The following is a 25,631-nucleotide window of genomic DNA, read 5'->3' on the forward strand; positions in this document are numbered from 1 at the left end:
ACCCCGGCGGCGCCTTCGACAAAGGTTGGAGGAGTTATCGGAGAATAAAGGCGCCGATGGCCAGGATCAGCACGAACAGGATAGTCCCCGAGAAGAAGCCGCCCACAAAGAAGCCGAACGCCATGGCAAGAAGCACGGCGGCGCAAAATAGCGACCCATATTTGGCCAGCATCACAAAGCCGGCATAGGTGCGGTCGTGCTCGGCATAGTCCATCTTCGCGCCCAGTTCGACAGGACCGGTCGGCGTGTGTTCAGCCATTGGAATACCCCTTCGAAGACATCTTTCAGGCACATAGCGAAAAGCCGCGTTAAGGGCAATGGCGCTATTGCCGCATCGCCGCAGCCAACAATCTCAAGCAAAACTTGAAATCGCTGCGCGAAGCGCGGCGATACCAATCACAATGGATGGCAGGTCCGCTATTGCCGATGTCGTTAGCCGGCGAGATGCGGGAACAGACCGAGCAGGCCGACAACGATCAGATAAAGGGCGACGATATAATTGAGCAGCCGCGGCATCACCAGGATCAGCACGCCCGCAATCAGCGAGATAAGCGGGGTAAGGGCGAGCGTGGAAATGGTCATATCGGTTCCTTTGATCGGATCGCTATCGAAGCGATGCTTGGCGGATGCCGGCCATGCCGACCTACCACCAGCACCCTTGCCCAGAACGCCGAAGCGACCGGAAGGCTCCATGGGCTCGTTCAGGCGGCTTCGCGAAAATACTTGGCGGTGGGCAGGATGGTCAGCGGGGCGAGTTCGCCGGCACCGGGCGTATCGAACAACATGCGCTGCTCCATTGGCGTCGAACGGAAGAACGGAAAGCGAGCGTAGGTTTCATTCTTGATCGCCAGGACATCGGCTTGATAAAGCAGCGCGAAACAGTTGATCACGCCGGCATAGGGCCGCGCATCGCCAATCGGTCGCGCCCGATAGATGCGCTTGTAGAAAGCCGCATGGTCCTCGCGGATCATGGATATGCAATAAGGCGCGCCGAAATGGAAGCAAGCCATGCCCGCAAGGCGCAGCGTCACATACGGGATCTGCGGGTAAAGCCGTGACCATTCGGCGTCCACGGCAAAACGGCTCGGGTCGATAAAGACTTCGCCTGCCGCCAGACGCGGCATCAACAAGTCCTTGTAGACGCTGAGCGCTGGTGATGTGGCGTTATCAGCAGACACGTTATGCAGGCGCATTGTGCTGACCAGCCGCCCCTCGATGTAGATTCCGAACGTATGGCAATTGGGCAGTTCGTCAAACTCGTCATGGACCTGACGGGACGCATTCTCGGGCACCAGATCGTTCATCCGATAGGAATTGTAGCGCAGCCTGTAAATGCTTTCGAAGTCCTCGCCGCTTTCACAGCGTCGGTACTCGGTCCGGTCAAGCAGCGCATAAACATGTTGCGCGAAGCTGGACATGGTCTCGGACGCATCTTTCCCACCAGCGCCCGCCGCATGGCCGAGCGAACTCAACTGGGCACACATGAACTCTATTCCCCGCGATTACGGCCACCAGCCGACACTACGGACGGGTCATGAGATGTAAAGATGAAAATAAGTAGGAGCTCGTTTACCGCTCGTTAAGGTTAACAATTAATAAAATTATACTAAAATACGCGGTTTTTCAGCGCGAAGTCAGCGCCGCGGCGCCTTCCTTGCCGTCTGGATGTCCTTGGCGAAGGGCCAGACGGTGCTCGACATCGTCTCGATGCCGGACGCGCTGAGTGCCGACCCGAACAGAAAGCCCTGGACCAGGTCCGGCTTGACCTGCAATGCCAGGATCTTGAGCTGTTCGAAGGTCTCGACACCTTCGACGGTAACCGAAAGTCCCAGCGGCCGTGACAGGTTGACGATGCCCTTGAGCAATTCGAGCGACCGGCTGTTCTGAGTGACATCCATCAGGAACGAGCGGTCGATCTTGATTTTGTCGAGCGGCAGTTTGTGGAGATAGCTGAGGCTCGAATACCCGGTACCGAAATCGTCGAGCGCAATGCGCACGCCGAGCCGCTTCAACTCCTCGATATATTGGCGTGTCAGCGACTTGTCGTCGAGCAGCGCCGTCTCGGTGACCTCGATCTCCAGACGTCCGGCGGAGAGACCGGATTCAGCCAGTGCGTCGCGAACCTTCTGGATGACATCACGGTTGCGGAAATCCTTGGCCGAGAGATTGACCGACACGCTGGTCTGGGCCGGCCATTTGGCGCATTCCGTGCAGGCCGCATGCAGGACGAAGGTGCTGATGTCGGAAATAATCCCCATTTCCTCCGCCAGCGGAATAAAGATACCGGGGGAAATCGGCCCGAGATCGGGATGATCCCAGCGGCACAGCGCTTCGCAACTGGCGATACGCATCGTGCTCATCGCCACGATCGGCTGATAGACCACCCGCAATTCGTTGTTTTCCACGGCGCTGCGCAGGTCCGCCTTCATCAGCTGACGGCTGCGGAAGGCAGCATCCATGGAGGCCTCGAACAGCCGCCAACCGTTCTTGCCAAGCTCCTTGGCCTTGTAGAGTGCAAGGTCGGCTTTGACGATCATGGCGTCAACGTCGGTATCCTTGACCCGCGACAGCACCGCGCCGCCGCTGGCCTGGATGCGTAATCCGTGGCCGGCGACATCGACCTCGCCCTGTAGATTGACAAAGATCTCATCAACCTGGCCGGTCAGGTGGCTTTCATCCTCGACGCGCTCGAAGAAGATCATGAACTCGTCGCCGCCGAAGCGGCTGACGGTGATGCCTGGCCCAGCGACTGCCGCCAGCCGCTCGGCAACGGCGTAGATCAATCCGTCGCCGACCGGATGGCCGAGCGTGTCGTTGACGCTCTTGAAATCATCGAGATCGAGCACCACCAGCCCGCAGAGACGCTCGGGATCCCCTGGGGCCATGGCTTCCACCACCAACTCGTGGAAGTAGGCGCGGTTGGGCAGGCCGGTGAGACTGTCGTAGCGCGCCATGAAGCGGATCTTGTCTTCCGCCTCGACCCGGGCGGTCACATCCTCGAAAGTGACGACGCCCAGTTCCTGGCTGCCTTCGCGCGCCGAAAATTCATAGTGCTGGCCGTTGGTGAGCGAGACCAGGACCTTGCGGTCGCGGCCCTCGCGCAACGCACGCGTCAGCTGGGCTTCGATGTAACGGCAATCTTTCGGCGCCAGCATGCCGCCTGCAGCGCCGCGCATCAGCAGACCGTGGATCGAGCGGCCTAGCAGCGCATCGGCCGATTTGAGCGACATCAGGTGCGCGGCTTCGGCATTGGCCACCGCCACCCGGCCGTCGGGACCAAGCATGACAAGGCCATGCGACATGGTGTTGAGCGCGCGGTTGAAACGCTGCGCGATGCGGTTCGCCTTCTTTTCCTCCGACAGGGCGGTAAACAGGACTTCGCGGACGATGTCGGCGAACCGCTTGATCGCAAACAGAAAAGGGGCCGACATCAGACCGAGGATGATGTGGTAGATATCGCCGCGCAGGATAAAGCCAAGCGATATGGGCCATGTGGTGGTTATGATAAAAATCATGACCATGCGCGGCGAGCCATAATTGCGGCCGGCAATCGACGTGACCGATGCCAGAGTGACGCAGACAGAGGCTATTTCGGCATAGTTGTCGTGGCTGTCATTTGCCAGATAGATACTGACGAAACAGAACGCGCCAAGCATGAAACCATGCATCGAACCGAAAATTATGTAATCGTTTTCGCGATCATGGGCTTCTTCCCACGTCGTCGGGGAAGGAAGTCGCCCGTATTTTCGGATGTTGCGAAGGCGCAGAGTACCGACAATGATGAGCCCAGCGGCAACTAGAAGATACGCCAAGTCCATGGTCTTCCAATAGACCAGAATGACGAGGAGTGTCTGCGCAACAAGGCCGATCGACAGCGTGAACCCGTCGCGAAACAGCGTTTCCACGAACGGAATGTAAACGTCGACCGGAATCTCGTTTTTTCGTCTCAGATTCACGCCTGGATCCCAACCCTGGGGAACCCAGCAGTGTCACATTGGCCTTAAGAAAGGTTTAGAGCAGCGGTTCGGGCTCTATTGGCATTCATTGGTGACGCAGCGGAAGCAGGGAAACTACAGTTCAGGTAAACAAGGCGTATCACAGCGCTGAATTATTCGGCGGCTTGAAGTTGCGGCCGCAGCGGCGCCGTCGAGAGGCGGTCGAGCAGACGCTGGCGTTCGCCGGCGGCTTTTTCGGCACTGGCCTGCTTGACGTGGCCAAAGCCGCGGATGAGCGCCGGCACCGAGACAAGCGCGGCGGCGGCCTCGATCTTGCCCGGCGCCAGCGCGCCGGCGACAAGCGCCAGGTCGGCTTCATAGAGGGCAAGAAGCTGCCGCTCCATACGCCTCTCGGCGCTGTAGCCGAACAGGTCGAAAGCGGTACCGCGCAGCCCCTTCATCGCCGCCAGCAGGCGGAACCCGTTCATCATCCACGGACCAAAGCTCGACTTCTTCGGCTTGCCGTCACTGCCGCGCCTGCCCATGATCGGCGGTGCGAGATGGAATTCAAGCTTGCCGTGGCTCTGGAACTGCTTTGCGAGCTCTGCAGCAAAGGAGCCGTCCGTATAAAGCCGCGCCACCTCGTATTCGTCCTTGATCGCCATCAGCTTGAACAGGTTCTTTGCGGCAGCCTCGGTCACCACGGTCGAACCGGGCACAGCATTGGTTTCGGCCTTGCGCAGCGCCGCCAGTCTGTCGGCATAGCGCTTGCCATAGGCGGCGTTCTGATAGGCGGTCAGGAAGGCGACGCGGCGAGTAATTATATCGTCCAGCGTCTCGGCAATGGCGCCATGCTGCGTGGCCTTGCCCGGCTGGGCAAGAAGGCTGCGGACGAAATCCGGCTGGTGGGCGGCGCGGCGGCCCCAGCGAAATGCCGCGATATTCATCGCTATCGCCTCGCCGTTGAGCTCGATCGCCTTCTCGACCGCCTCCGCCGACAGCGGCAAGCCGCCGTGCTGGAAGGCGAAGCCGAGCATGAACATGTTGGCGCCAAGCGAGCTGCCGAACAGCGCGGTGGCGGTGCGGGTAGCGTCGAAGAAATGCGTCCTGTCGTCGCCCGCGGCCGTTCTTATCGCTTTCTTCAGCCGCTCGACGGGCAGCGAGAAATCGGCCGAACGGGCGAACTCGCCCGGCATGATCTCGGCAGTGTTGGCGAGGAAGATGGTATGGCCTTCGCGCACCGCGGCCAACACCTTCTTGGCACCCGAAACGACGAGATCGCAGCCGAGCACGAGATCGGCCTTGCCGGCCGATACCCGAATGGCGTGGATGTCGTCCGGCGTGCGGGCGATGCGGACATGGGTGAACACCGAGCCGCCCTTCTGGGCGAGGCCGGCCATGTCGATCATGCCGCAGCCCTTGCCTTCCAGGTGCGCGGCCATGCCCAGCACCGCGCCTATTGTGACGACGCCGGTGCCGCCGACACCGTCGATGATCGCCGCCCAGCCTTGTTCACCGAGCGTAAATTGCGCCGGCGCCGGCACCCCCGCGAGCGGGTCGGCCGCGCCGGCTATGCCTTCGGCTTTCCTGATTTTGGCGCCGTGAACGGTGACGAAGGAGGGGCAGAAGCCGTTGACGCAAGAGAAGTCCTTGTTGCAACTCGACTGGTCGATCTTGCGCTTGCGGCCGAATTCGGTCTCGACCGGCTGGATCGAGACGCAATTCGACTGCACGCCGCAATCGCCGCAGCCTTCGCAGACCAGCTCGTTGATGAAGATACGCTTGTCGGGATCGGGGAAGGTGCCGCGCTTGCGGCGGCGACGCTTCTCGGCGGCGCAGGTCTGGTCGTAGAGCAGCACCGAGACGCCTTTGACCGAACGCAACTCGCGCTGGACGAGATCGAGGTCGTCGCGGTGATGGATGGTGGCGCCGGCGGGAAACTCCACCTTGCCGGTATATTTGTCCGGCTCGTCGGTGACGATGGCGATGCGCTCCACGCCCTCGGCGCGCACCTGCCTTGCGATCCTGTCCACCGTCAGGCCGCCCTCGTGCGGCTGCCCGCCGGTCATCGCGACGGCGTCATTGTAGAGGATCTTGTAGGTGATGTTGGCGTCGGTCGACAGCGCGAAGCGGATCGCCAGCACACCCGAGTGGTTGTAAGTGCCATCGCCCAGATTCTGGAAAATGTGCTCGCGCTTCGAGAACGGCGCCTGGCCGACCCACTGCGCCCCCTCGCCGCCCATGGCGGTGAAGCCGACGGTGTTGCGGTCCATCCACAGCGCCATGAAATGACAGCCGATTCCGGCGGCGGCGAGCGAGCCGTCCGGCACCTTGGTCGAGGAATTGTGTGGGCAGCCGGAGCAGAAGAAGGGCGTGCGCGAGGCGATGTCTGACGTGTCGGCCAGCATCGCCTGGAACTGGCGCAACTTCGCCACCCGCGCGGCGATTTCTTCCGACGGGCCGATCGTTCGCAAAATCCTCTCGCCGAGCGCGATGGCAATATCGTTGGGGTCGAGCGCGCCCTTGGCCGGGAACAGCCAGTCGCCGCGCTCGTCCTTCTTGCCGACGATGACCGGCTGCGTCGCGGTGCCGTAAAGGTTCTCGCGCAGTTGCACCTCGATCAGCGAGCGTTTCTCCTCGACGACGACGATGGTATCGAGGCCGCGAGCAAAGTCGGCGATGTGTTGCAGGTCGAGCGGCCACGGGCAGCCGACCTTGAACAGCCTGATACCGATGCGACTGGCGGCCGCCTCGTCGACGCCGATATCCTCCAGCGCCTGGCGAACATCGAGATAACTCTTGCCGATGGTGACGATGCCAAGCTTGGCGCTGGTGCCGCCCGAATAGACGATCCGATTCAGCCCATTGGCGTGGATGAAAGCTGAAGCGGCGGCGCGCTTGTATTCATGCAACCGCTCCTCCTGGCCGAGCATGTCGATCTCGTTACGGATGTTGAGGCCGCCGGGCGGCATGTCGAAGTCCGGGATGACGATATCTAGCCGGTCGAGCGCGGCATCGACTGAGGCTGTCGATTCGATGTTGTCCTTGACGCATTTGATCGCCGCCCAGGTGCCGGCAAAACGCGACATGGCAAAGCCGTAGAGGCCGTAGTCGATGATCTCCTGGACGCCGGCCGGATTAAGGATCGGCACCATGGTGTCGACGAACAGGAACTCGGTGGCATGCGCGTTGGTCGAGGATTCGGCCATGTGGTCGTCACCCATCAGGGCCAGCACGCCGCCATGTTTCGACGACCCGGCGAGATTGGCGTGGCGGAACACGTCGCCGGAGCGGTCGACGCCCGGACCCTTGCCGTACCAGACCGAAAAAACGCCGTCATGGGTACCCTCGCCCAGCAATTCGGCCTGCTGCGAGCCCCAGCAGGCGGTGGCGGCAAGCTCCTCGTTGAGACCGGGCTGGAAGACGATGTCAGACTGCGCGAGCTGGTTCCTGGCCTTCCACAGCTGCATGTCGAGGCCGCCGAGCGGCGAGCCGCGATAGCCGGAGACGAAACCGGCGGTGTTCAGGCCAGCCCGGCGGTCGCGCTCGCGCTGCATCAGAAGCATGCGCATGACTGCCTGGGCACCCGACAGGAAGATGCGCTCCTTTGCCAGGTCGAACTTGTCGTCGAGCGCGACATTGTGCAGCGTCATCAGGCATTTCCTGTGCGGAGGCCGCGCCTGGAGGTGCGCGGCCAACGTCGGAGTCGAGTGCCCACAGTCTTTCTTCCCTTGCCGGGGAGGTCAAACAAAATCGAAGGTGCCAGGCGGTCCGCAACAAACGATCCGTGCGCGGCCGTGTGGCGCCACGAAACGCCTGTCGGGGAGGATGGCCGAGCATGAAAAATTCCGGCGGCGCTCAGTGCCGCTGGTGATGCATCATGCAGCCTTTGGGCAACTGGGCTTCGGTTCACCGGGCAGCTTGCCGTCGACATGGCCGGCCAAGTCCTTGTTGAGCTCGTAGACTGGCCCGACCACCAGAGGCCGGTCGGGCAGGACCGACTGGTCGAGCGAGGACGTCAGAGTGGTCGCGAAACTCTGCAGCAACTTGCCGCTGGAATCCTCGATGCGGATCGACACCGCATAGGGCTTGTCCTTGACAACGCAGGTAAGCGGCGGGCTGGTGAGCGTCACATGCGGCAGCTTCGGCCATATTTTCTGGGTGACGATGATCGGATCACCACCGGCCGGGTTCTGGAAGGAGACCACAGCGACCTGCCCCTCACCCACCGGCCGCAGCGGATTGAGGGTGATGACATAGGTGGCGATACCCAGCCGGTAGTTGAACTCGAACAGCTTCCCGGAAATGGCGAACAGCTGGTCCTTGCCGGAATCACGGCAGGCGCCGAGCGCGGCCGCCGCGAACAACGCCGCGACGACAATCATCGCGCGTGAGAATCTTCTAGACATTGGTGACCTCCCTGGCCGCGGTCCGGCGGCGATAGTGTCGGTTTGCCTTCTGGCGGTTGCCGCACACCGCCATGTCGCACCAGAGGCGGCTGGAATTGCGGCTTTTGTCGACAAACAGCCAGCTGCAGTTCGGACATATCCGCAGCCTCGCGATGGTGTCGCTACGCAGCAGCGACAGCGCCGAGACCGCAAGCGCGGCCTCGAAGGCAATCGGCGTCGCCGGATCACCGAACGGTTTTCCAGGCATGCCGATTTCGGTGCGGCTATGAGCGAGGCCATCGGCGCAGGCTTCCAAGAATTTCGGCACATCGCCGGTCGCGATCGCACCTTTCGATACCGCGCCGCGAAACAGCCGATCGGTCGTCTCCCGGATCGACAGCACCACCGGTGCGATCTTTTCAGGCGCCGGCGCTACGAGCCGCCTGCCGCCGAGCTCGGCGGCGCGAAAGGCACTCGCGGCTTCGGCAAAGCGGGCGATCTCGGCCGGATCGTCGAAACGGTCGAAAGTTTTCTTCGGATCGTTCCGCAAAACGACGGTGTTCGCCGTATCGAGCGCCAGCATGCCACCGGTAAAGCGGTGCGGAGTCCAGGATACTGTCATATGGCGAATCTAACTGATAACTCGCGTTTGACAAGTTAGATTCCGGGTGCAACGCTCGTCATAGGCGATCGCCGTACTGAGAATATCGTTCGTCCCAAACCTCTGCCCCGATTGCGGGGCATGCATAGAGGGTCTTGCATGCTCTATTTCTTCCAGCAGGTTCTGAACGGGCTGCATTCGGGCGCGCTCTACGCATTGCTTGCCTTCGGCTACGTGCTGACCAATGGCATCCTGCACCGTACCAATCTTGCCTATGGCGCGCTGTTCGCCTTTTGCGGGCATACGATGATCCTCACCGCGGCGTTCGGCTATCAGGCGCTGTGGCTGACGCTGTTTGCATCGGTCGCGCTCGGCGTAGCTGCGGCATTCCTTTATGCGGCGCTGCTCAGCCATGTCCTGTCGCGAAGTATCTTCGAACCGCTGGCCGACCGCTCGCCCAACGCCATCGTGGTGACGACGCTCGGCATATTGCTGGTCTTGTCGGAAGCCAGCCGCATCGCCGCCGATACCCATGACCTATGGTTGCCGCCAATGCTGGCCCAGACCATCGTCTTCGCGCAGAATGCCAGCTTCAAGGCGACGTTGACGCTGATCCAATTGCTCGATTGCGCCGCCGTACTGGCGGCCATAGCGCTGGCTGCTTGGGGCTTCGCATATTCGAGCTTCGGCCGGAGCTGGCGCGCCGTATCCGACGATCCCAAGGCGGCTGCGATGTGCGGCGTCGATGTCCGTGCGGTGTTTCGGCGTGCGGTGCTTTTCGGCGGCCTTTGCGCGGCACTGGCCGGCGTGCTCGCCGCCTTCTACTACGGTAACATCAGCTTCGGCACAGGGTTGGTCTACGGGTTGAAAATCCTGTTCGTGACCGCAGTGGGCGGCTATCTTTCGCCTTTGCGGGCGGCACTGGGCGCCGCCGCTTTCGGCATGGCCGAATCGCTATGGGCCGGCTATTTTCCGCTCGAATGGCGGGACGGCTGGATGTACCTGTTCCTCGTCGCCATGCTTGTGCTGATCGGCGCCGGCCGCGACCAACAGAAGATCGCCTGAGCCGCACCCGACTTTGCTTGAGTGAAAGCGCCGCATGTCCTTGGACATGCAAAGGACGCGGCAGCATTTTGCCGCCCGTCATCTCACAACTGTGTTTATGCGGGCTGTCCCGTGTTGACCCGCCGGACCACGCACTGCATACCGTTGGTCCACAGCGACGCGACGGACAGGGAACCGCCGCGCTCTGACACAAGGGAGGAATGCATGGCAGGGCTTCTCGCTCTTTCCAGAACCATTGACCGTTTGAACGAATTCATCGGCAAATGGGTTTCGTGGCTGATCCTGCTGGCGATCCTGGTAAGCGCCGCCAACGCCGTCATCCGCAAGGTGTTCGACATGTCCTCGAACGCCTGGCTGGAATTGCAATGGTATCTGTTCGGCGCCGCCTTCATGCTGGCCGCCGCCTACACGCTGAAGCAGAACGACCATATCCGCATCGATATCGTCTACGGCATGTTCTCGCGCCGCGTGCAGCACTGGATCGACCTTTTCGGTCACGTCTTCTTCCTGATGCCGTTCGTGACGTTGATGGTGGTCTATTTCGTTCCCTATGTGTCGCTGTCGTATCGCAGCGGGGAGATGTCGAACAATTCCGGCGGGCTGATCATCTGGCCGGCGAAGGCGATCCTGCTGGTCGGCTTTTTTCTGCTCGCGCTGCAGGGCATTTCCGAAATCATCAAGAAAATCGCCATCATGCGCGGTCAGATGGACGATCCCACTCCGTTCATATCGGTGCATGAGCAGGCCGAACTCGAAGCCAAGGCGCTCGTCGAAGAGGTGCGCTCGTGATCGAGTTCATCGCCCAGAACATGGCGCCGATCATGTTCGCCTCGCTGGTCGTCTTCCTGCTGATCGGCTACCCCGTCGCCTTCTCGCTCGCCGCCAACGGCCTGATGTTCTTCTTCATCGGCGTGCTTCTGTCGCCCTATTCGGGCGGCTCGATCAATCTCGCCTGGCCGTTGCTGCACGCGTTGCCGGATAATTTCTATGGCAGCCGGGTGATGTCGAACGATACGCTGCTGGCGATCCCGTTCTTCACCTTCATGGGCATCGTGCTCGAACGATCCGGCATGGCCGAAGACCTGCTCGACACGATCGGCCAGTTGTTCGGACCTGTCCGTGGTGGCCTCGCCTATGCCGTGATTTTCGTCGGCGCGCTGCTCGCCGCGACGACCGGCGTGGTGGCGGCCTCCGTCATTGCCATGGGTCTGATTTCGCTGCCGATCATGCTGCGCTACGGCTACGACCGGCGGCTGGCATCCGGCGTCATTGCCGCGTCCGGGACGCTCGCCCAGATCATCCCGCCGTCACTGGTGCTGATCGTCCTGGCCGACCAGCTCGGCCGCTCGGTCGGCGATATGTATAAGGGAGCGCTGATCCCCGGGCTCATTTTGACCGGCATCTACATGCTCTACATCCTGCTCATGTCGATCTTCCGGCCGAAGTCGATGCCGGCCCTGCCGCTGGAGGCCCGCACGCTCGGCCACGGCGCGCTGTCGCTGCTGGCGGCGCTGCTGGCGGCGGTGGTGGTTTCCTATGCGGCGTATCGCTACCTTGCGCCGAACCATGGCGGCAACGCCGATATCCTCGGCGCCACCATCGGCGTCATCTTCATCTATGTCGTCGCGATCGTCGACCAGCGCCTGAAGATCAACCTGATGTCCAGACTGGCACAGCAGGTGATCATCGTGCTGATCCCGCCGCTGGCGCTGATCTTCCTGGTGCTGGGCACGATCTTCCTTGGCATCGCCACGCCGACGGAAGGCGGCGCCATGGGCGCCGTCGGCGCGCTGGCAATGGCGGCGATGAAGGGGCGGCTGTCGCTCGACGTGGTCAAGCAGGCGCTGGCGTCGACGACCAGGCTGTCGTCCTTCGTTCTGTTCATCCTGATCGGCGCGCGGGTGTTCTCGCTGACCTTCTACGGCGTCAATGGCCACATCTGGGTCGAGCACCTGTTGACGTCGCTGCCGGGCGGTGAAGTCGGTTTCCTGATTGGCGTCAACATCCTCGTCTTCGTGCTCGCCTTCTTCCTCGACTTTTTCGAGCTTGCCTTCATCATCGTGCCGCTTTTGGCGCCAGCGGCTGACAAACTCGGCATCGACCTGATCTGGTTTGGCGTGCTTTTGGGCGTCAACATGCAGACCTCCTTCATGCATCCGCCCTTCGGCTTCGCGCTGTTTTATCTGCGCTCGGTCGCCGCGCGCGTGCCCTATCTCGACCGACTCACCGGCAAGCAGATCGCGCCGGTCACCACAGGGCAGATCTATTGGGGCGCAGTGCCCTTCGTCTGCATCCAGGTGATCATGATCGGCCTGACCATCGCCTTCCCGCAGATGGTGATGCACTACAAAGGCACTGTCGTCGATCCTGGCACCATCAACTACCAGGTGCCGGAAACGCCTGGCATCGGCTTGTCGCCGCTTGGCACGCCGCCAGCCAACGGCGGCACTGCCCCGGCCTCACCTTCCACACCGGATTTGTCGCAGCCGCCGAGCTTCGACGAAAAGCCGCCCGCGAAACCGGCGGCGCCGGCAATTGATCTGTCGCAACCACCGAGTTTCAACTGAGGAAGGCCCGGCAGCCATGAAGGCGGTTCGGTTGGAGCGAATGGGCAGCCTCGCCGTGTGCGAGGTCGAGAAACCGACCGCCGGGCCGAACGATCTGCTGGTGCGCATCGAGGCGTGCGGCGTCTGCGGCACCGACAGGCATCTTTTCCATGGTGAATTCCCGTGCACGCCGCCGGTGACGCTCGGGCATGAATTCTCCGGCATCGTCGAGGCGGTCGGACCTGCCGTATCCGGCTTTTCGGTCGGCGACCGCGTCACCGGCGATCCCAACATTGCCTGTGGCCGATGCGAGCATTGTCAGGCCGGCCGGGTCAATCTCTGCGGCAATCTACGGGCCATCGGCATCCATCGCGATGGCGGCTTTGCCGAATATCTTGTCCTGCCGCAGAAACAGGCCTTCGTCTTGCCAGGCGATCTGAAGCCTACGCATGGTGCTTTCTGCGAGCCGCTCGGCTGCTGCCTGCATGGCGTGGACCTTGCCGCGATCAAACCAGGCTCGTCGGTCGCGGTGCTCGGCGGCGGCGTGATCGGCCTGCTCACCGTTCAGCTGGCAAAGCTCGCCGGTGCGACGACCATTATCTTGTCGACCCGTCAGGCCTCGCGGCGGGCTCTTGCCGAGCAATTTGGCGCAACGGCGACGCTCGATCCCAGCGCCTTCGATGTCACCGATGCGATCGTCGGCCGGTCGGGTTTGATGCCGGGCGGCGTCGACGTGGTGTTCGAATGCGCCGGCGTGAAAGACACTGTTGAGCAGGCGATGCGGCTGGCCAAAGCGGGCGGCACCGTCGTCGTCGTCGGCGTGATGCCGCAAGGCATGAAAGTGGCGTTCGAACCGTTCGATCTGCTGTTCCGTGAGTTGAAGGTCCTGGGTTCCTTCCTCAACCCCTTTACCCATCGCCGGGCCGCCGATCTTATCGCCTCGGGGGCGATCGAAGTAGATCGGCTGATATCACGACAAGTCAGCCTCGACGAGGCGGTGGCGATCATTGCCAACCCGCCGGCGCCAGGTGAGGTCAAAGTCCTGGCAGTGCCTCAGAGCTGATCCATCGGGCCAGTTGCCACCGGCAGGCTTCGCGGTTCTGCGTCGCATCGATGGCTTCATCCTCAATCTGATAAAGCCGGGCTGATGAAGCCGGGGAAAGGCGACCCCGCCACCTATGCCGACGCCGGCTTACAACCGGGTGAGGTCCAGCAACTGATGCGTGGCCGCATCAAGTCGACAGTGTTCTATTGCCATGCTCCGGGCGGGAATACCGGTGGAAGTCAGTGCGTCCGAGGCTGACAGGAAGGAACACGGGGCGTGCTCAGGGTCCTTTGACAAGAACCACGTCTTCCTGGAGCGGAATGCATTCAAATAAAACCGGGCATCCGCTTTGTTTTAGCCCATTTCTGCGACGCCGAGTGGAGCCACTCGGCGTCGCAGAATGTTCTAGAGCTTGGCATTGCGCTGCTGGACCATCATGAAGGTGTCATAGTTGTACTCGGCCACCTGCGCCCAGAGATAATGCTCCTTGCGGAACGCCTTGATCGAATCCCAGATCTTCTTGAACGGCGCGTTCGAGGCTTCCATCTCGGCATAGACTTCGTTGGCCTTTTCGAAACAGGCGGCCATGATCTCCTGGCTGAACGGGCTCAACTTGGCACCGCCGGCAACCAGCCGCTTAACCGCCGCCGGATTGAGATAGTCGTATTTCTGCAGCATGTTGGCGTCGGCCGCTTGAGCGGCAGTATGCACCAGCGACTTGTAAGCCGGCGAAAGTTCGTCGTACTTCGCCTTGTTGAACATCAGATGGACAGTCGGTCCACCTTCCCACCAGCCGGGATAGTAGTAATAGGGCGCAACCTTGTAGAAGCCGAGCTTCTCGTCGTCATAGGGGCCGACCCATTCGGCGGCATCGATCGTGCCTTTTTCCAGCGCCGGATAAATGTCGCCACCGGCGATCTGCTGAGGAACCACGCCGAGCCTTTGCACCACTTTGCCGGCAAAACCACCGATACGCATCTTGAGGCCGGAAAGGTCGGCGACCGTTTTGATCTCCTTGCGGAACCAGCCGCCCATCTGCACGCCGGTATTGCCGCCCGGCAGCCCAAACAGACCCTGCGTCGCCAGGAACTCGTTGAACAGATCGATGCCGCCGCCATGATAGTGCCAGGCGTTTATGCCGCGCGCGTTGAGCGAAAACGGAACCGCCGCTCCCAGCGCCCAGGTCGGGTCCTTGCCCCAGTAATAGTATGCCACGGTGTGGCAGGCCTCGACGGTGCCGGCAGTGGTGGCATCGGCGGCCTGCAGGCCGGGAACGAGTTCGCCGGCGGCGAAGACCTGGACCTGGAAGTTGCCGTCGGTCGCCTCCGACAGCATCTTGGAAAACACTTCGGCGCCGCCATAGATCGTATCGAGCGACTTCGGGAAGGACGACGCCAGCCGCCAGGTCACTTTCGGATTGGACTGGGCGATGGCCGGCGCGGCAAGTGTCGCGGCAGCGGCCGCGGCGCCAACGCCGGCGGTGCCGGCCTTGCGGATGAACGAACGACGATCCATGAAGTTCCTCCCTTTTGGATCCACTGACCGACATTCGGGACACTTCGGCGCCCGGATCGGCTTCGAGCCGACAATACACAGGCAAGGAGTCGAGTCCAGCACGGCAGCCCGGTTTGAGCGGCGCATTTCGGGGAAATTCACGGCGTTGGGGCAGATCTTGCAACTATAGTCTAAGGTCGATTAACTGGCCTACGCGACACGCCGAAACTTGCCATGGAAATGCGCCTTCGGATCGCCTATTTTGCAGGCAGATAATTCGTTGCACCCGATGGGATCCGGACCAAATGCACCAGCCGCTCGTCGCCGTATCGACCGATGTCCGCCAGGTCGACAATTACACCTGGCATGCCGCGCCACAGCAATATCTCGAAGCGGCGCTTTCGGGTGCAGGCGTGTTCCCGCTGCTGGTACCGTCCTTCGGCGACCGGCTCGACTTCGACGAACTGCTTTCCGCCGTCGACGGCGTCATGGTCACCGGTTCCAAATCGAACGTTCATCCCTCGCTCTATGGCGGTGACGCCAGCGAAGCCAATGGTCCTTACGACTCCGCCCGCGACGCGACGACGTTGCCGCTGATCCGCCGGGCGGTGGAGCGCGGGGTGCCATTGCTCGCCATCTGCCGCGGCATCCAGGAGATGAATGTGGCGCTGGGTGGCACGCTGGCCACCGAAATCCAGGAACGCGCCGGTTCGCTCGATCATCGTGCGCCGGCAAGCGACAATCAGGACGAACGCTTCGCCATCCGCCAGAGCGTGGCGATAAAACCCGGCAGCTGCTTGGCCGGGGTCTTCGGCGCCGGCGACATCATGGTCAATTCGGTGCATCGCCAGGCCATCGGCCGACTTGGCCCAAAGCTGCAGGTCGAAGCGGTCGCCGCCGACGGCACCGTCGAGGCGGTTTCGGTGCGCGATGCACGGGCTTTCGCCGTCGGCGTCCAGTGGCATCCCGAATACTGGGTCAAATCGGACAGTATCTCGGTAAAGATATTTCGCGCCTTCGGCGATGCTGTACGTCTGCATCAGGCGGCGAAATCGGGTGCGCGCGCAGCCGCGGAATAGTCCTGCCGCGCTCGCTAGTTGCCGGCCGACGCCAGCGTCAGCAGCGGCAGCGCCGGCGCGTAGGATTCGTAACCATCGCCGTCGGCGACTGAGAACATGACGATCGGATCGGTGCCGTTGGCGCTGAGGGTGACCGTGCCGTCATCCTGCTCTCGCCAGAACTTCGCCTGCTCCACGCCGGGCAACACCCGGCGGCAATTTGCTGCGACCGTCAACAGCGACAGGCCTTGCGAAATCTCGGCGCCGCGGCTGACCGCACAAGACCCCTCGTCGCCATGGGCTACCAGCCTGTAGTTGCCGGATGAAGGCGGTGACTCACTGGCCGCACGGCTTTCACCGCTACCGGCGTAAAACAGTTGGGCGCTGCCGAACAGTACAGCGACAGCCATCAATGCAGGAAGCGTCTTCATCCTGGTTCTCCGCGCATTTCAAGCGCGCCGGTTCGAAGAGATCAGGGAGGCGCGCTTCCTCTTGCTGTCATGTCCTGTCAGGCGGACAGACACTGCGAAGGGACCAGAATGATTCCGAAGGGTTAAGCTGAAGTTAATAGATATGGCAGCCCGCTTACGGCCTTGCCTTGACATTTGCCGTCTCCGGCACCGGCGTCAGCGCCTTGCGCTGCGAAAACCACGAGACCAGATTTTCGACGCACAGGTCCGCCATGGCGCGGCGGGTGTGCTGCGAGGCCGAGCCGACATGTGGCAAAAGCGAGGTGTTGGGCGCGGCAAGCAACGCCGCTGGCACATTCGGCTCGTCGGCAAAGACGTCTAGCCCGGCAGCGGCGATGCTGCCGCTGGCAAGTGCGGCGGCAAGGGCTGGTTCGTCGACCGTGCTGCCCCGGCCGATGTTGACAAAGACGCCGTTCCGCCCAAGAGCCGAGAGAATTTCGGCATTGACGGCCTTTTCCGTCGAAGCCCCGCCGGGCGCCACCGAGATCAGTGTGTCGACCGCCTCGGCGAGACCTTTCAGCGTCGGGTGATAGTCATAGGACAGGCCTTCGACGCGGCGCCGGTTGTGATAGGCAATGGGCAGCCCAAAAGCGTCGAGCCGGCGGGCAATGGCGAGGCCGATGCGGCCCATGCCAAAGATACCGACTTGGCGCCCGCGCAAGGTCAGCCGGCTCAGCGGATAGTTGCCGTTGCGCAGCCAGCTTCCGTCGCGTAGCCAGGCCTCGGCGCGCGGCAGTTCGCGGATGGTATTGATCAACAGGCCGAGCGCCGTATCGGCGACCTCTTCGGTCAGCACATCCGGTGTGTTGGTGACCATGATGCCGCGCCGTGCGGCGTGGCGGACATCGACCGAATCATAGCCGACGCCGAAATTGGCGATAATCTCGAGCTTTGGCAGCGCGTCCATCAACGCGGCGCTTATGCCGCCAAAGGCGGCTATGCCGCGCACCGTAAGGCGCATCTCGTCGGTGACCAGCGACGGATCGGCGCGTTCGATCCGGACGCGGCTGAACACCCCGTCGATGCGGCCGACCGCATGATCGTTGAACTGGCCCGGCACCAGAATGGCGACAGCTTGCTGTTTGGTTTTTGTCATGCACGTTCCACCGGTTTGCCGGTCGACTGGCGCACATGCAGTTCCGGCTTGATCAGTTCCTGCGACGGCCGCACCGTCTGTCCGTTGAGTTTGTCGAGCAGCGCGCTGGCGGCGCGGCGGCCAACCTCGCGCTGGCCGTTCCAGACGGTGGTTAGCGCAGGCGTCGCGATCGCCGCCTCCTCGAGGTCGTCATAGCCGGTAACAGAGATGTCGATGCCCGGCACCAGCCCGGCGCGCGCAATGCCGTTCATCAGGCCGATGGCGACGAGGTCGTTCCAGCAGCAGGCCGCGGTCGGCCTGTCCTTCAGCGCCAGGAACTGCCCGGCGGCCTCGAAGCCGGCCTGCTTGGTGCGTGGGCCGGCGATGCGCCAGGACGGCCTGACCTCAAGCCCTGCCGCCTCCATGGCGTTGACATATCCCTGATAGCGGTCGCGGCCGGTCGAGGTCTGGTCGGTACCGCCGATCATTGCGATGCGCTTGTGGCCAAGCGAGATCAGATGATTGGTAGCAAGCCCGGTGCCATAGGCATCGTCGCCGCGAAACACCGGCACGTCGGCACCTTCGACGGTGCGTGCAATCAGCACTGCCGGGAGACCGTTCTCCTCGGCCATGATTATGTCTTCGGGCGGTGTGCCGATGGCCGGCGACATGATGACGCCGTCAGCGCCGAGCTGCAGAAGCGTGTCGATGAAGGTGCGTTGTTTCTCGAGTTGGTCGTAGTGGTTCGACAGGATGAAGGTTTGCCGGCTGCGGTCGAGTTCGCTCTCGATCGAACGCAATATCTCGGCAAAGAACGGGTTCATGATGTCGTGGACGACGACGCCGACTATGCCTGAGCGCGAGGTGCGCAGGCTGGCGGCGCGGCGGTTGTAGATATAGCCGATGGCGCGGGCATGTTCCTTGATGCGGTCGCGGGTGCCGCCGGCGACCAGCGGGCTGTCGCGCAAGGCCAGCGAGACCGTGGCCGTGGACACGCCGAGCGCATCCGCGATGGTGGAAAGCTTGATCTTCTGTGCCAGCGCCCTGCGCTCCCGAAGCAATTTAAACTGTTTAAAGGCCGGCTCTTATGCCATCGATCCCGCGCAAATCAAAGTTTTTTTGCCAGCGCTTCCGCCTCCGCGTCCAGCGTCGCGCGGTTGCGCACACGAAGCCGGTGCTCGCGGTGGACGATGTAGAGGCCGCTGGCGACGATGACTGTCGCACCGGCCAGCGTCCAGCGGTCGGGAAACTGGTTGAAGACGATCAGGCCGGAGATGATCATCCAGATCATCTGCGAATAGGGATAGGGGGCCAGGGCCGTGGTGGTGGCAAGGCGATAGGCCTGCACAAGAAGCCAATGGCCGATGGCGCCGAAGACGCCCAGCATCAGCAATATGAACCAGTGCCAGCCATCCTGCGGCAACGAAAGCGAAAACGGCAGTGTCGGCAGCAGCAGCACGGCCGGCGCCAGCGCCGAAAACAGGATGAGGCTTTCCGAGGTTTCCGTCGCCGACATGCGGCGCGTCATGATGACGTAGAAACTGTTCGATAGCATCGAGCCGAGCGCAAAGAGATGGCCGACGCCAAAAACCCCGATGCCCGGCCGGGTGATGATGAGGACGCCGACAAAGCCGCTCATGATCGCCAGCCAACGCCGCCAGCCGGCCCATTCCCCTAGCAACGGACCGGCAAGCGCGGTGATCACCATCGGGCCGAAGAAGTAGATCGAGGTGGTTTCCGCCAGCTGCAGCGTCCGCAGCGCGAGAATGTTGCATATCGTCGATCCGAACAGGAGCAGACCGCGCGTGAGATGCGCCGGCAGGTTGGCGGGACGAAAGCGCAGCGGCTCACGCCATCCGTGCAGAAAGACGCCGACGATCAGCACATGGACCGCGAAGCGGGTCCAGGCGACGATCAGCGCCGAGACGCCGGCCAGCACAAGGTACTTGCTGCTGGTGTCGAGGAAGGTGAAAAACACATAGACGGAAAGCATGCACAGGATCGCCGCCGGCGATGTCGCGCTTTCGTCTTGTCTTGGGGGAGCATTCAATTTCAGGCCGGACGGGAAGCAAGGCGGTCCCTCACCAATGCGGCAATTGTCGCCTGCGGGCAAGCCAAAACAGTCTGGCACAACGACAGCCGCCGACAGGCTCAGTTTGTTTCCCAGTGGCCGACCTAGTGGCCGACGACTCAGGCGTGCATGCGGGCGCCCTTGGTGATCTTGTCGACGAGCTTCTTTTCGGCGCGAAGCGCGATGCCGACCACCTTGGCATCCTCCGGCGCAAATTCGGCAAAGACGGCGCGGTTGGCCAGATCATACCCGGTCGAAAACATATCCTCGACATAGAGCGAAACCGTCACACCACGCTCCAGCGCCGCTGGATCGCGCCGAGCGTCTGGCCGTCCGCCGAAAGCACGATGACCGGCTGGATCGACAGCGGGTTGTAGATATTGCCGGCGCGATCACGGTAGGGGTCGCCGATAATGTCGGGAAATTGCGCGACGATGCCGCTGGTCAGAAAGGCGGTGACATTGAGCTTTTGCCAGACGGGAAGATCATCCTTGAGCACGATTGCAAATTTCGTATCGAACATGCGACAGTTTCCAATCCGAAAAGGGGGCCAATCCGAGGCTGCGAGTGAAGCGATGGCGCACGATCTAGACCGGGAAGCCTTTCAGGGTCTTGGACGTTTGTGCGTGGATGCAGCCGAGAACTGCATCGTACCGGCACCCGGTGCTGCCGGGATGGAACGCATCGAGGCCCGGTTCCACGGCAATGCCTTCGATCTCCATCGCCACGACACCTATGCGATCGGGGTGACGTTTTATGGCGTGCAGCGCTTCCGCTATCGCGGCCAAACGCATCAGAGCCTGCCTGGCCAGATCATTATCCTTCATCCCGACGAACTGCACGATGGCGGTGCCGGCACCGAAGACGGCTTGCGATACAGAATGCTCTATTTGGAGCCGTCCCTGATGCTCGATTGTCTCGGCGGCGGATCACTACCATTCGTCGGGAATGCCGTGGTGACAGACCGCGATCTCCGGGCGACGCTGCTTTCCGCGCTCGGGCCGTTGAATCAGGAACTGGACGAGCTGTTTGTCGTCGATTTCATGACGCAGCTTATGCAAAGCTTGGCCCGGCACGCCGGTCAGCCGACGAAACCGGTAGCGAAAACTGCGTGGCGCGCCGCCAGCCTGGCGCGCGACTATCTGGAGGAAAATGTCGCGCGGATTGTACGTTCGGATGAATTGGAGGCGATAACCGGATTGGACCGTTATGCCCTGTCGCGGCATTTCCGCGCCACCTTCTCCACCAGCCCGCACCGGTTCCTGTTGATGCGCCGGCTTCAACGAGCCCGTCGGATGATCGAAGCCGACGAGCCGCTGGCGCAAATCGCCATCGCAGCCGGCTTCAGTGATCAAAGCCATTTCAATCGGCATTTCAAGAAGGCGTTCGGCGTCACACCGGGACGCTGGTCGGCACTGACGCGGCAGCCGTCAGCGGCGAACGCGTGAGCTATTCAAGCATCTTGTCCTCGATATCGAGTTCGTCATCCGGGAGCACCATTTCGCCGTTCGACAGGTTCGCCTCGACGCGGGCAAGCAGCTTGAACAGCGCTTTCTGATCCTTCTTGTCGAGACCCTTCAATGCCTGCTTTTCGGTCTTCTTCACCGACTTCTCGATGGCGTGGATGATTTCGCGGCCGGTGTCGGTGAGGAAAATATGCGCCTGGCGGGCATCGGCGGACGAGGCCCGCTTCTCCAGAAAGCCCTGCGCCTGCAGCCGGTTGATGGTCTTGGTGATGGTCGGCGGACGCACGCCGAGGCGGCCGGCAAGGTTGCCGGGCGTCTGCCCGTCCTCGCGGTCGAGCGCCAGCATGATCTGGTCCTGGCCGGCATAGAAACCATGCGCCAGAAGCCGGGCGGCGAGCGCCGTGCGCGCCAGCCGCGCCGCCGAATGCAGCCGGCTCATTGTTGCAGTCTTGTCCGCCTTGGCCATGCTCATCCCTCCTCGGCCGAACCGGAGCGGGCAGCATAGAAGCAGGCCGCCGATTGGCAATGACGATCGAAAACATTCCGGCTCGGAAAATAGCTTTGCCGGCAAGCTTCGCGGTGTTCGCCGTGGCTAATGCCAGATGTTTATTTCAGTTAGATGACAAACGACTTTCCGCAATGGCTGGATGAGGACGTGACGAGGTGTTCTCAACCGGCTTTCACCGCGACCACCATCAACGCCTGATAGGCGTCCGCCATTTCCCGCAGCGCTGCCTGCGACAGCGGCCCGGCCTGCCGCGCAATGCCGTCCCGCGCGTTCGATGTATCGCGTTTGCCGGGGCGATCTTTATAAGGCGCGACGGTGGCGAATATCTGCTCGCTGAGGCTGTCGGGGAAGAACATCTGGCCGGTCATCACCGAGCGGTCGTCGGGGAAGATCTTGAAATGGATGTGGGTGGTGCGGCCGCGATACCAGCCGGGATAGATGGTGGCGAAAGAAGCGATGCCGCTTTCATCGGTTCTCTGCCAGCCGCGGAGAAAGCTCTGGCCGGACGTGTCGATATCCTGCCCGTCGCCCTGTCCGGGATAGCCGGAATAGCTGCCTTGGGCGTCGCAATGCCAGATATCGACGCGTGCGCCGGGAAGCGGCTGGCAGGCGGCGTCGACGATTTGCAGCCGCACATTGAGGCCGATGCCCTTCTTGCCCTCGGTGATATCGGCGCGTTCGAGCTTCGGGTCGAAATAGAACGGCCCTTCGGTGACCTCGGGCGTGATGGCGCAGACGCCGGCACCGGCTTCGAACAAAGCAAGCCCGGCATAGGGCGAAACCTGCCCGGCCCTTGCACCGGCGGGCAGGAATATGCCGCCAGCGGTAACCGCAACGAGACCGAGCGCCTGCCGACGGCTTAGTGGCAACGACTTGTCGGACATCTGGCGCCTCTTCAACGCGAACAGCTCCGTAAATGACCCCGCCTATCTAGGGCCCGCTGTCAGGCGGCGCCAATGAAAGTTCGGTAATGTGAGGAAAGTTCGGCAATACCAGCCCCTCTTTGGCCCACCGGTTTGCCTCGTGCAAAAGCCGAGCACACATCCTATATGGAGCCGACAATCCCTATTCGAGGCACAATATGAGCGACGCACAGACGCAGATCCCCGTAACCGTCCTCACCGGCTATCTCGGCGCCGGCAAGACGACACTGCTCAACCGCATCCTTTCGGAAAACCATGGCAAGCGCTACGCCGTCATCGTCAATGAATTCGGCGAGATCGGCATCGACAACGAGCTGATCGTGGAATCCGACGAGGAAATCTACGAGATGAACAATGGCTGCGTCTGCTGCACCGTGCGCGGCGACCTGATCCGCGTCGTCGAAGGCCTGATGCGCAGGCCTGGCCGCTTCGACGCCATCCTCGTCGAGACCACTGGCCTCGCCGATCCCGTGCCGGTGGCGCAGACCTTCTTCATGGACGACGACGTGCGTTCCAAGACCAAGCTCGATGCGGTGGTGGCGCTGGTCGACGCCAAGCACCTGCCGCTGCGTCTGAAGGATTCCCGAGAGGCCGAGGACCAGATCGCCTTTGCCGATGTCGTCGTACTCAACAAGACCGATCTGGTCACCCCCGAAGAGCTGAGCAAGGTGGAGGCGACGATCCGCGCCATCAACCCGGCGGCACGAATCCATCGCACCACACGCGCCAGCGTGGCGCTGTCCGAGGTGCTCGATCGCGGTGCGTTCGACCTGTCCCGGGCGCTGGAGAACGATCCGCACTTCCTCGAGGCGCATGACGATCACGACCATCATGATCATGATCATGACCACCATCACCATGATCACGACGGCCATGATCACCACGATCATGACGGGCATCATCATGCGCACCCTTCCGACATCCATGACGTGACTGTGCAGTCGGTGTCGCTGCGCGGCGGCGAGATGGACCCGAAAAAGTTCTTCCCGTGGATCGAGAAGGTCACCCAGATGGAAGGCCCGAACATCCTGCGGCTGAAAGGGATCATTGCGCTGAAAGGCGATGACGAGCGCTATGTCATCCAGGGTGTGCACATGATCATCGAGGGCGACCACCAGCGCGCCTGGAAGGACGACGAGAAGCACGAGAGCCGGCTGGTGTTCATCGGCCGCGAACTCGACGCCGAGCGACTGAAGACAAGCTTCGAGGCCTGCCAGGCGGCTTGATTTCCGGACTTTATAGCGCTAGCGCTGCCCTTCTCTCCTTCTCCCCTTGTGGGAGAAGGTGGCCGAGCGAAGCTCGGTCGGATGGAGGGGTGTTCCAGCTTGGCAAGGACGGCACTCCGTCCAGCACCCCTCAACCGTCTTGGCGCTGCGCGCCAATCCACCTTCTCCCACAAGGGGAGAAGGCGGAGCCTCGCCGACAGCCCGGCGGGGTTAGATGACAAGCAGAAATCTCGAACGGAATGATCTCTCATGCCGACAGTCGCCCCGCTCGATCTCGAAGGCCACTGCCTCGCCGCCGTGTTTCTCGGCGACGTGCCGCATTTTGCGCTGGCCGACGGCAAAATCCATCGGCTCGACCACGGCCACAAGATGGTGCAGACCAATGACGGAATGCTCGCCGCCTTCCATGATGCGGCAAACGACCGGCTGATCACCGGTGGTGAGGACGGCAGGATCTTTGCCGTGACCCCAGGCGGCAATACAACGGAATTGGCTACCGCAGGCAAAAAATGGATAACCAGCGTCGCCGCCGGGCCGCAAGGCGCTGTTGCCTATGCTTCGGGCAAGGTTGCCTATGTGCGCTTTGCCGACGGCAAAACCAGGGAATTCTCGCATCCGCGCTCAGTCGAGGGGCTTGCCTTCTCGCCCAAGGGCATGCGCTTCGGCGTTGCCCGCTACAATGGCGCGACGCTGCACTTCCCGGCTGCCGACGGCAAGCCGGTCGAGCTCGAATGGGCCGGCGCCCACACCGGCATCACCTTCTCGCCGGACGGCGGCTTCGTCGTCACCACCATGCAGGAAAACGCGCTGCATGGCTGGAAGCTCGCCGACGGCAAGCACATGCGCATGTCCGGCTACCCCGGCAAGGTGAAAAGCCTGTCGTGGAGCGCCAAGGGCAAATGGCTGGCGAGTTCCGGCGCGCCGGCGGCAATCGTCTGGCCGTTTTCCAGCAAAGACGGGCCGATGGGCAAGGCGCCGCTGGAACTCGGCACGCGCGGCAATGCGATGGTCACCTCCGTCGCCTGTCACCCGAGCCAGGACGTCGTTGCTATCGGCTATGATGACGGGATGGTGATGGCGGTGCGCTTCGCCGACGCCAAGGAAGTGCTGTTGCGCCGGCCGGGCAAGGGCGCCGTCACTTCGATGATGTGGGACAAGGAAGAGCGCCGCGTCGCCTTTGGCAGCGCTGCGGGCGACTGCGGCGTCATCGATATTTCGGCGTAGCCTGTTACTTACTCGGCTCCGCAAGATACTTTGCCGGTCAATTCAGCCTGCTTGCCGTCCTTTTCGGCATCGGCCGTTACATCATGGATTGAGAGCAAATAGCGACCGTCATAGACGCCTTCGTCGCTGGCCTTGGTCAGGATCGCCAGTTCGACATAGCCGTAGGCGTTTTCGACCTGCCGTTCGTGGTAGACGAGCAGCCGCAATTCCTTGTTGTCGAGCCAATATTGCGTGAGGTTCTGATCCTCGAACAATGTCTCGCGCAGACTGTCGGCAGCCGGCCTGCCCAGAATCTCGAGCTCGCCGCTAAAATTGAAGGTCGGCCCGCCCATGCCTCTGGTGATCCCGGCACCGACCTGAAATTTGACGGCTGCATCCTCGGCGGAACACCAGATGCCGCCGGACGCCAGAGCCGCACCAACCGACGACAGCAGCGTTGCTGCGCAGACGATCGCCCGCACCATCTTATGCCCTCCAGCCGAAGTACCATTGGCGCCCGAAGGCGGCTCGCGGTCAAGCGCCTGTTTTCATTCAAA

At 62.1% G+C, this 25,631-nt stretch carries 23 protein-coding genes and 1 pseudogene; 8 read left to right on the top strand and 16 right to left on the bottom strand.

The genetic code is table 11. From position 1 onward, the window contains the following. Window positions 1–34: 34 nt before the first annotated feature. The 7 genes from NKI59_RS00150 to NKI59_RS00180 all read right to left on the bottom strand — a co-directional run bounded on the left by NKI59_RS00150 (window position 35) and on the right by NKI59_RS00180 (window position 8,945). Window positions 35–259, bottom strand: coding sequence for an aa3-type cytochrome c oxidase subunit IV (locus tag NKI59_RS00150; protein ID WP_023676259.1), 225 nt, complete (start codon window positions 257–259; stop codon window positions 35–37). 173 nt (window positions 260–432) lie between these two features. Continuing rightward, complete coding sequence (locus NKI59_RS00155; RefSeq protein ID WP_013528205.1) at window positions 433–582, bottom strand: DUF3096 domain-containing protein; 150 nt, start codon at window positions 580–582, stop codon at window positions 433–435. Window positions 583–701: 119 nt separating this feature from the next. Next, the gene (locus NKI59_RS00160; protein ID WP_023676258.1) at window positions 702–1,484 is read right to left on the bottom strand and encodes an N-acyl amino acid synthase FeeM domain-containing protein; all 783 of its coding nucleotides are present in this window, start codon (window positions 1,482–1,484) and stop codon (window positions 702–704) included. Between the two features lie 150 nt (window positions 1,485–1,634). Further along, complete coding sequence (locus NKI59_RS00165) at window positions 1,635–3,956, bottom strand: putative bifunctional diguanylate cyclase/phosphodiesterase (RefSeq protein WP_352701653.1); 2,322 nt, start codon at window positions 3,954–3,956, stop codon at window positions 1,635–1,637. A 152-nt stretch (window positions 3,957–4,108) separates the two neighbouring features. After that, window positions 4,109–7,588: an indolepyruvate ferredoxin oxidoreductase family protein gene (locus NKI59_RS00170; RefSeq protein ID WP_352701656.1), complete on the bottom strand. Its 3,480-nt coding sequence runs from the start codon at window positions 7,586–7,588 to the stop codon at window positions 4,109–4,111. 225 nt (window positions 7,589–7,813) lie between these two features. Next, window positions 7,814–8,344 carry a hypothetical protein gene (locus tag NKI59_RS00175; RefSeq protein WP_352452209.1) on the bottom strand — a complete coding sequence of 177 codons (531 nt, stop codon included), beginning with the start codon at window positions 8,342–8,344 and terminating at the stop codon, window positions 7,814–7,816. After that, window positions 8,337–8,945, bottom strand: a complete 609-nt coding sequence (locus tag NKI59_RS00180) for a CGNR zinc finger domain-containing protein (RefSeq protein WP_352701658.1) — start codon at window positions 8,943–8,945, stop codon at window positions 8,337–8,339. Before NKI59_RS00180 ends, NKI59_RS00175 begins: the two co-directional genes overlap by 8 nt. Window positions 8,946–9,083: 138 nt before the next feature. Between NKI59_RS00180 and NKI59_RS00185 the strand changes: the two genes are divergently transcribed. The 4 genes from NKI59_RS00185 (at window position 9,084) to NKI59_RS00200 (ending at window position 13,598) form a co-directional block, all read left to right on the top strand. Continuing rightward, complete coding sequence (locus tag NKI59_RS00185) at window positions 9,084–9,989, top strand: branched-chain amino acid ABC transporter permease (RefSeq protein ID WP_023676253.1); 906 nt, start codon at window positions 9,084–9,086, stop codon at window positions 9,987–9,989. Window positions 9,990–10,193: 204 nt separating this feature from the next. After that, window positions 10,194–10,778: a TRAP transporter small permease subunit gene (locus NKI59_RS00190; protein WP_023676252.1), complete on the top strand. Its 585-nt coding sequence runs from the start codon at window positions 10,194–10,196 to the stop codon at window positions 10,776–10,778. After that, window positions 10,778–12,556, top strand: coding sequence for a TRAP transporter large permease (locus NKI59_RS00195; RefSeq protein WP_352635057.1), 1,779 nt, complete (start codon window positions 10,778–10,780; stop codon window positions 12,554–12,556). Before NKI59_RS00190 ends, NKI59_RS00195 begins: the two co-directional genes overlap by 1 nt. Window positions 12,557–12,572: 16 nt before the next feature. Then, complete coding sequence (locus NKI59_RS00200; protein WP_023676250.1) at window positions 12,573–13,598, top strand: zinc-dependent alcohol dehydrogenase family protein; 1,026 nt, start codon at window positions 12,573–12,575, stop codon at window positions 13,596–13,598. Between the two features lie 387 nt (window positions 13,599–13,985). Here the strand turns inward: NKI59_RS00200 and NKI59_RS00205 are convergent, their stop codons facing one another. Further along, the gene (locus tag NKI59_RS00205) at window positions 13,986–15,095 is read right to left on the bottom strand and encodes a TRAP transporter substrate-binding protein (RefSeq protein ID WP_023676249.1); all 1,110 of its coding nucleotides are present in this window, start codon (window positions 15,093–15,095) and stop codon (window positions 13,986–13,988) included. Between the two features lie 284 nt (window positions 15,096–15,379). On the opposite strand from NKI59_RS00205, the gene NKI59_RS00210 reads away from it, so the two are divergent. Beyond that, window positions 15,380–16,153, top strand: coding sequence for a gamma-glutamyl-gamma-aminobutyrate hydrolase family protein (locus NKI59_RS00210; RefSeq protein WP_352701660.1), 774 nt, complete (start codon window positions 15,380–15,382; stop codon window positions 16,151–16,153). Between the two features lie 14 nt (window positions 16,154–16,167). Here the strand turns inward: NKI59_RS00210 and NKI59_RS00215 are convergent, their stop codons facing one another. The 5 genes and pseudogenes from NKI59_RS00215 to NKI59_RS00235 all read right to left on the bottom strand — a co-directional run bounded on the left by NKI59_RS00215 (window position 16,168) and on the right by NKI59_RS00235 (window position 20,271). Continuing rightward, complete coding sequence (locus NKI59_RS00215; protein WP_031211664.1) at window positions 16,168–16,563, bottom strand: hypothetical protein; 396 nt, start codon at window positions 16,561–16,563, stop codon at window positions 16,168–16,170. A 154-nt stretch (window positions 16,564–16,717) separates the two neighbouring features. Next, window positions 16,718–17,698: a 2-hydroxyacid dehydrogenase gene (locus NKI59_RS00220; protein ID WP_023676246.1), complete on the bottom strand. Its 981-nt coding sequence runs from the start codon at window positions 17,696–17,698 to the stop codon at window positions 16,718–16,720. Further along, complete coding sequence (locus tag NKI59_RS00225) at window positions 17,695–18,717, bottom strand: LacI family DNA-binding transcriptional regulator (protein WP_023676245.1); 1,023 nt, start codon at window positions 18,715–18,717, stop codon at window positions 17,695–17,697. The genes NKI59_RS00220 and NKI59_RS00225 overlap by 4 nt, the downstream gene beginning before the upstream one ends. Before the next feature lie 68 nt (window positions 18,718–18,785). Further along, window positions 18,786–19,670: a DMT family transporter gene (locus tag NKI59_RS00230; protein ID WP_036238364.1), complete on the bottom strand. Its 885-nt coding sequence runs from the start codon at window positions 19,668–19,670 to the stop codon at window positions 18,786–18,788. 197 nt (window positions 19,671–19,867) lie between these two features. After that, window positions 19,868–20,271, bottom strand: a pseudogene (locus tag NKI59_RS00235) (DUF2000 family protein). A gap of 52 nt (window positions 20,272–20,323) precedes the next feature. On the opposite strand from NKI59_RS00235, the gene NKI59_RS00240 reads away from it, so the two are divergent. After that, complete coding sequence (locus tag NKI59_RS00240; protein ID WP_352691501.1) at window positions 20,324–21,196, top strand: AraC family transcriptional regulator; 873 nt, start codon at window positions 20,324–20,326, stop codon at window positions 21,194–21,196. Window position 21,197: 1 nt separating this feature from the next. On the opposite strand, the gene NKI59_RS00245 is transcribed toward NKI59_RS00240, so the two are convergent. Next, a complete protein-coding gene (locus tag NKI59_RS00245) occupies window positions 21,198–21,680 on the bottom strand; it encodes a MarR family winged helix-turn-helix transcriptional regulator (RefSeq protein ID WP_254816029.1) in 483 nt (160 codons plus the stop codon). Window positions 21,681–21,883: 203 nt separating this feature from the next. Then, complete coding sequence (locus tag NKI59_RS00250) at window positions 21,884–22,606, bottom strand: intradiol ring-cleavage dioxygenase (RefSeq protein WP_352620710.1); 723 nt, start codon at window positions 22,604–22,606, stop codon at window positions 21,884–21,886. Window positions 22,607–22,803: 197 nt separating this feature from the next. On the opposite strand from NKI59_RS00250, the gene NKI59_RS00255 reads away from it, so the two are divergent. After that, complete coding sequence (locus NKI59_RS00255) at window positions 22,804–23,871, top strand: CobW family GTP-binding protein (protein WP_352590975.1); 1,068 nt, start codon at window positions 22,804–22,806, stop codon at window positions 23,869–23,871. 249 nt (window positions 23,872–24,120) lie between these two features. Further along, window positions 24,121–25,095: a WD40 repeat domain-containing protein gene (locus tag NKI59_RS00260; protein ID WP_352590972.1), complete on the top strand. Its 975-nt coding sequence runs from the start codon at window positions 24,121–24,123 to the stop codon at window positions 25,093–25,095. Window positions 25,096–25,103: 8 nt separating this feature from the next. Here the strand turns inward: NKI59_RS00260 and NKI59_RS00265 are convergent, their stop codons facing one another. After that, complete coding sequence (locus tag NKI59_RS00265) at window positions 25,104–25,559, bottom strand: hypothetical protein (RefSeq protein ID WP_348625924.1); 456 nt, start codon at window positions 25,557–25,559, stop codon at window positions 25,104–25,106. Window positions 25,560–25,631 lie beyond the last annotated feature (72 nt).

Origin of the sequence: Mesorhizobium sp. M0598 (assembly GCF_040320865.1) — a bacterium.
Taxonomy (GTDB): Bacteria; Pseudomonadota; Alphaproteobacteria; order Rhizobiales; family Rhizobiaceae; genus Mesorhizobium.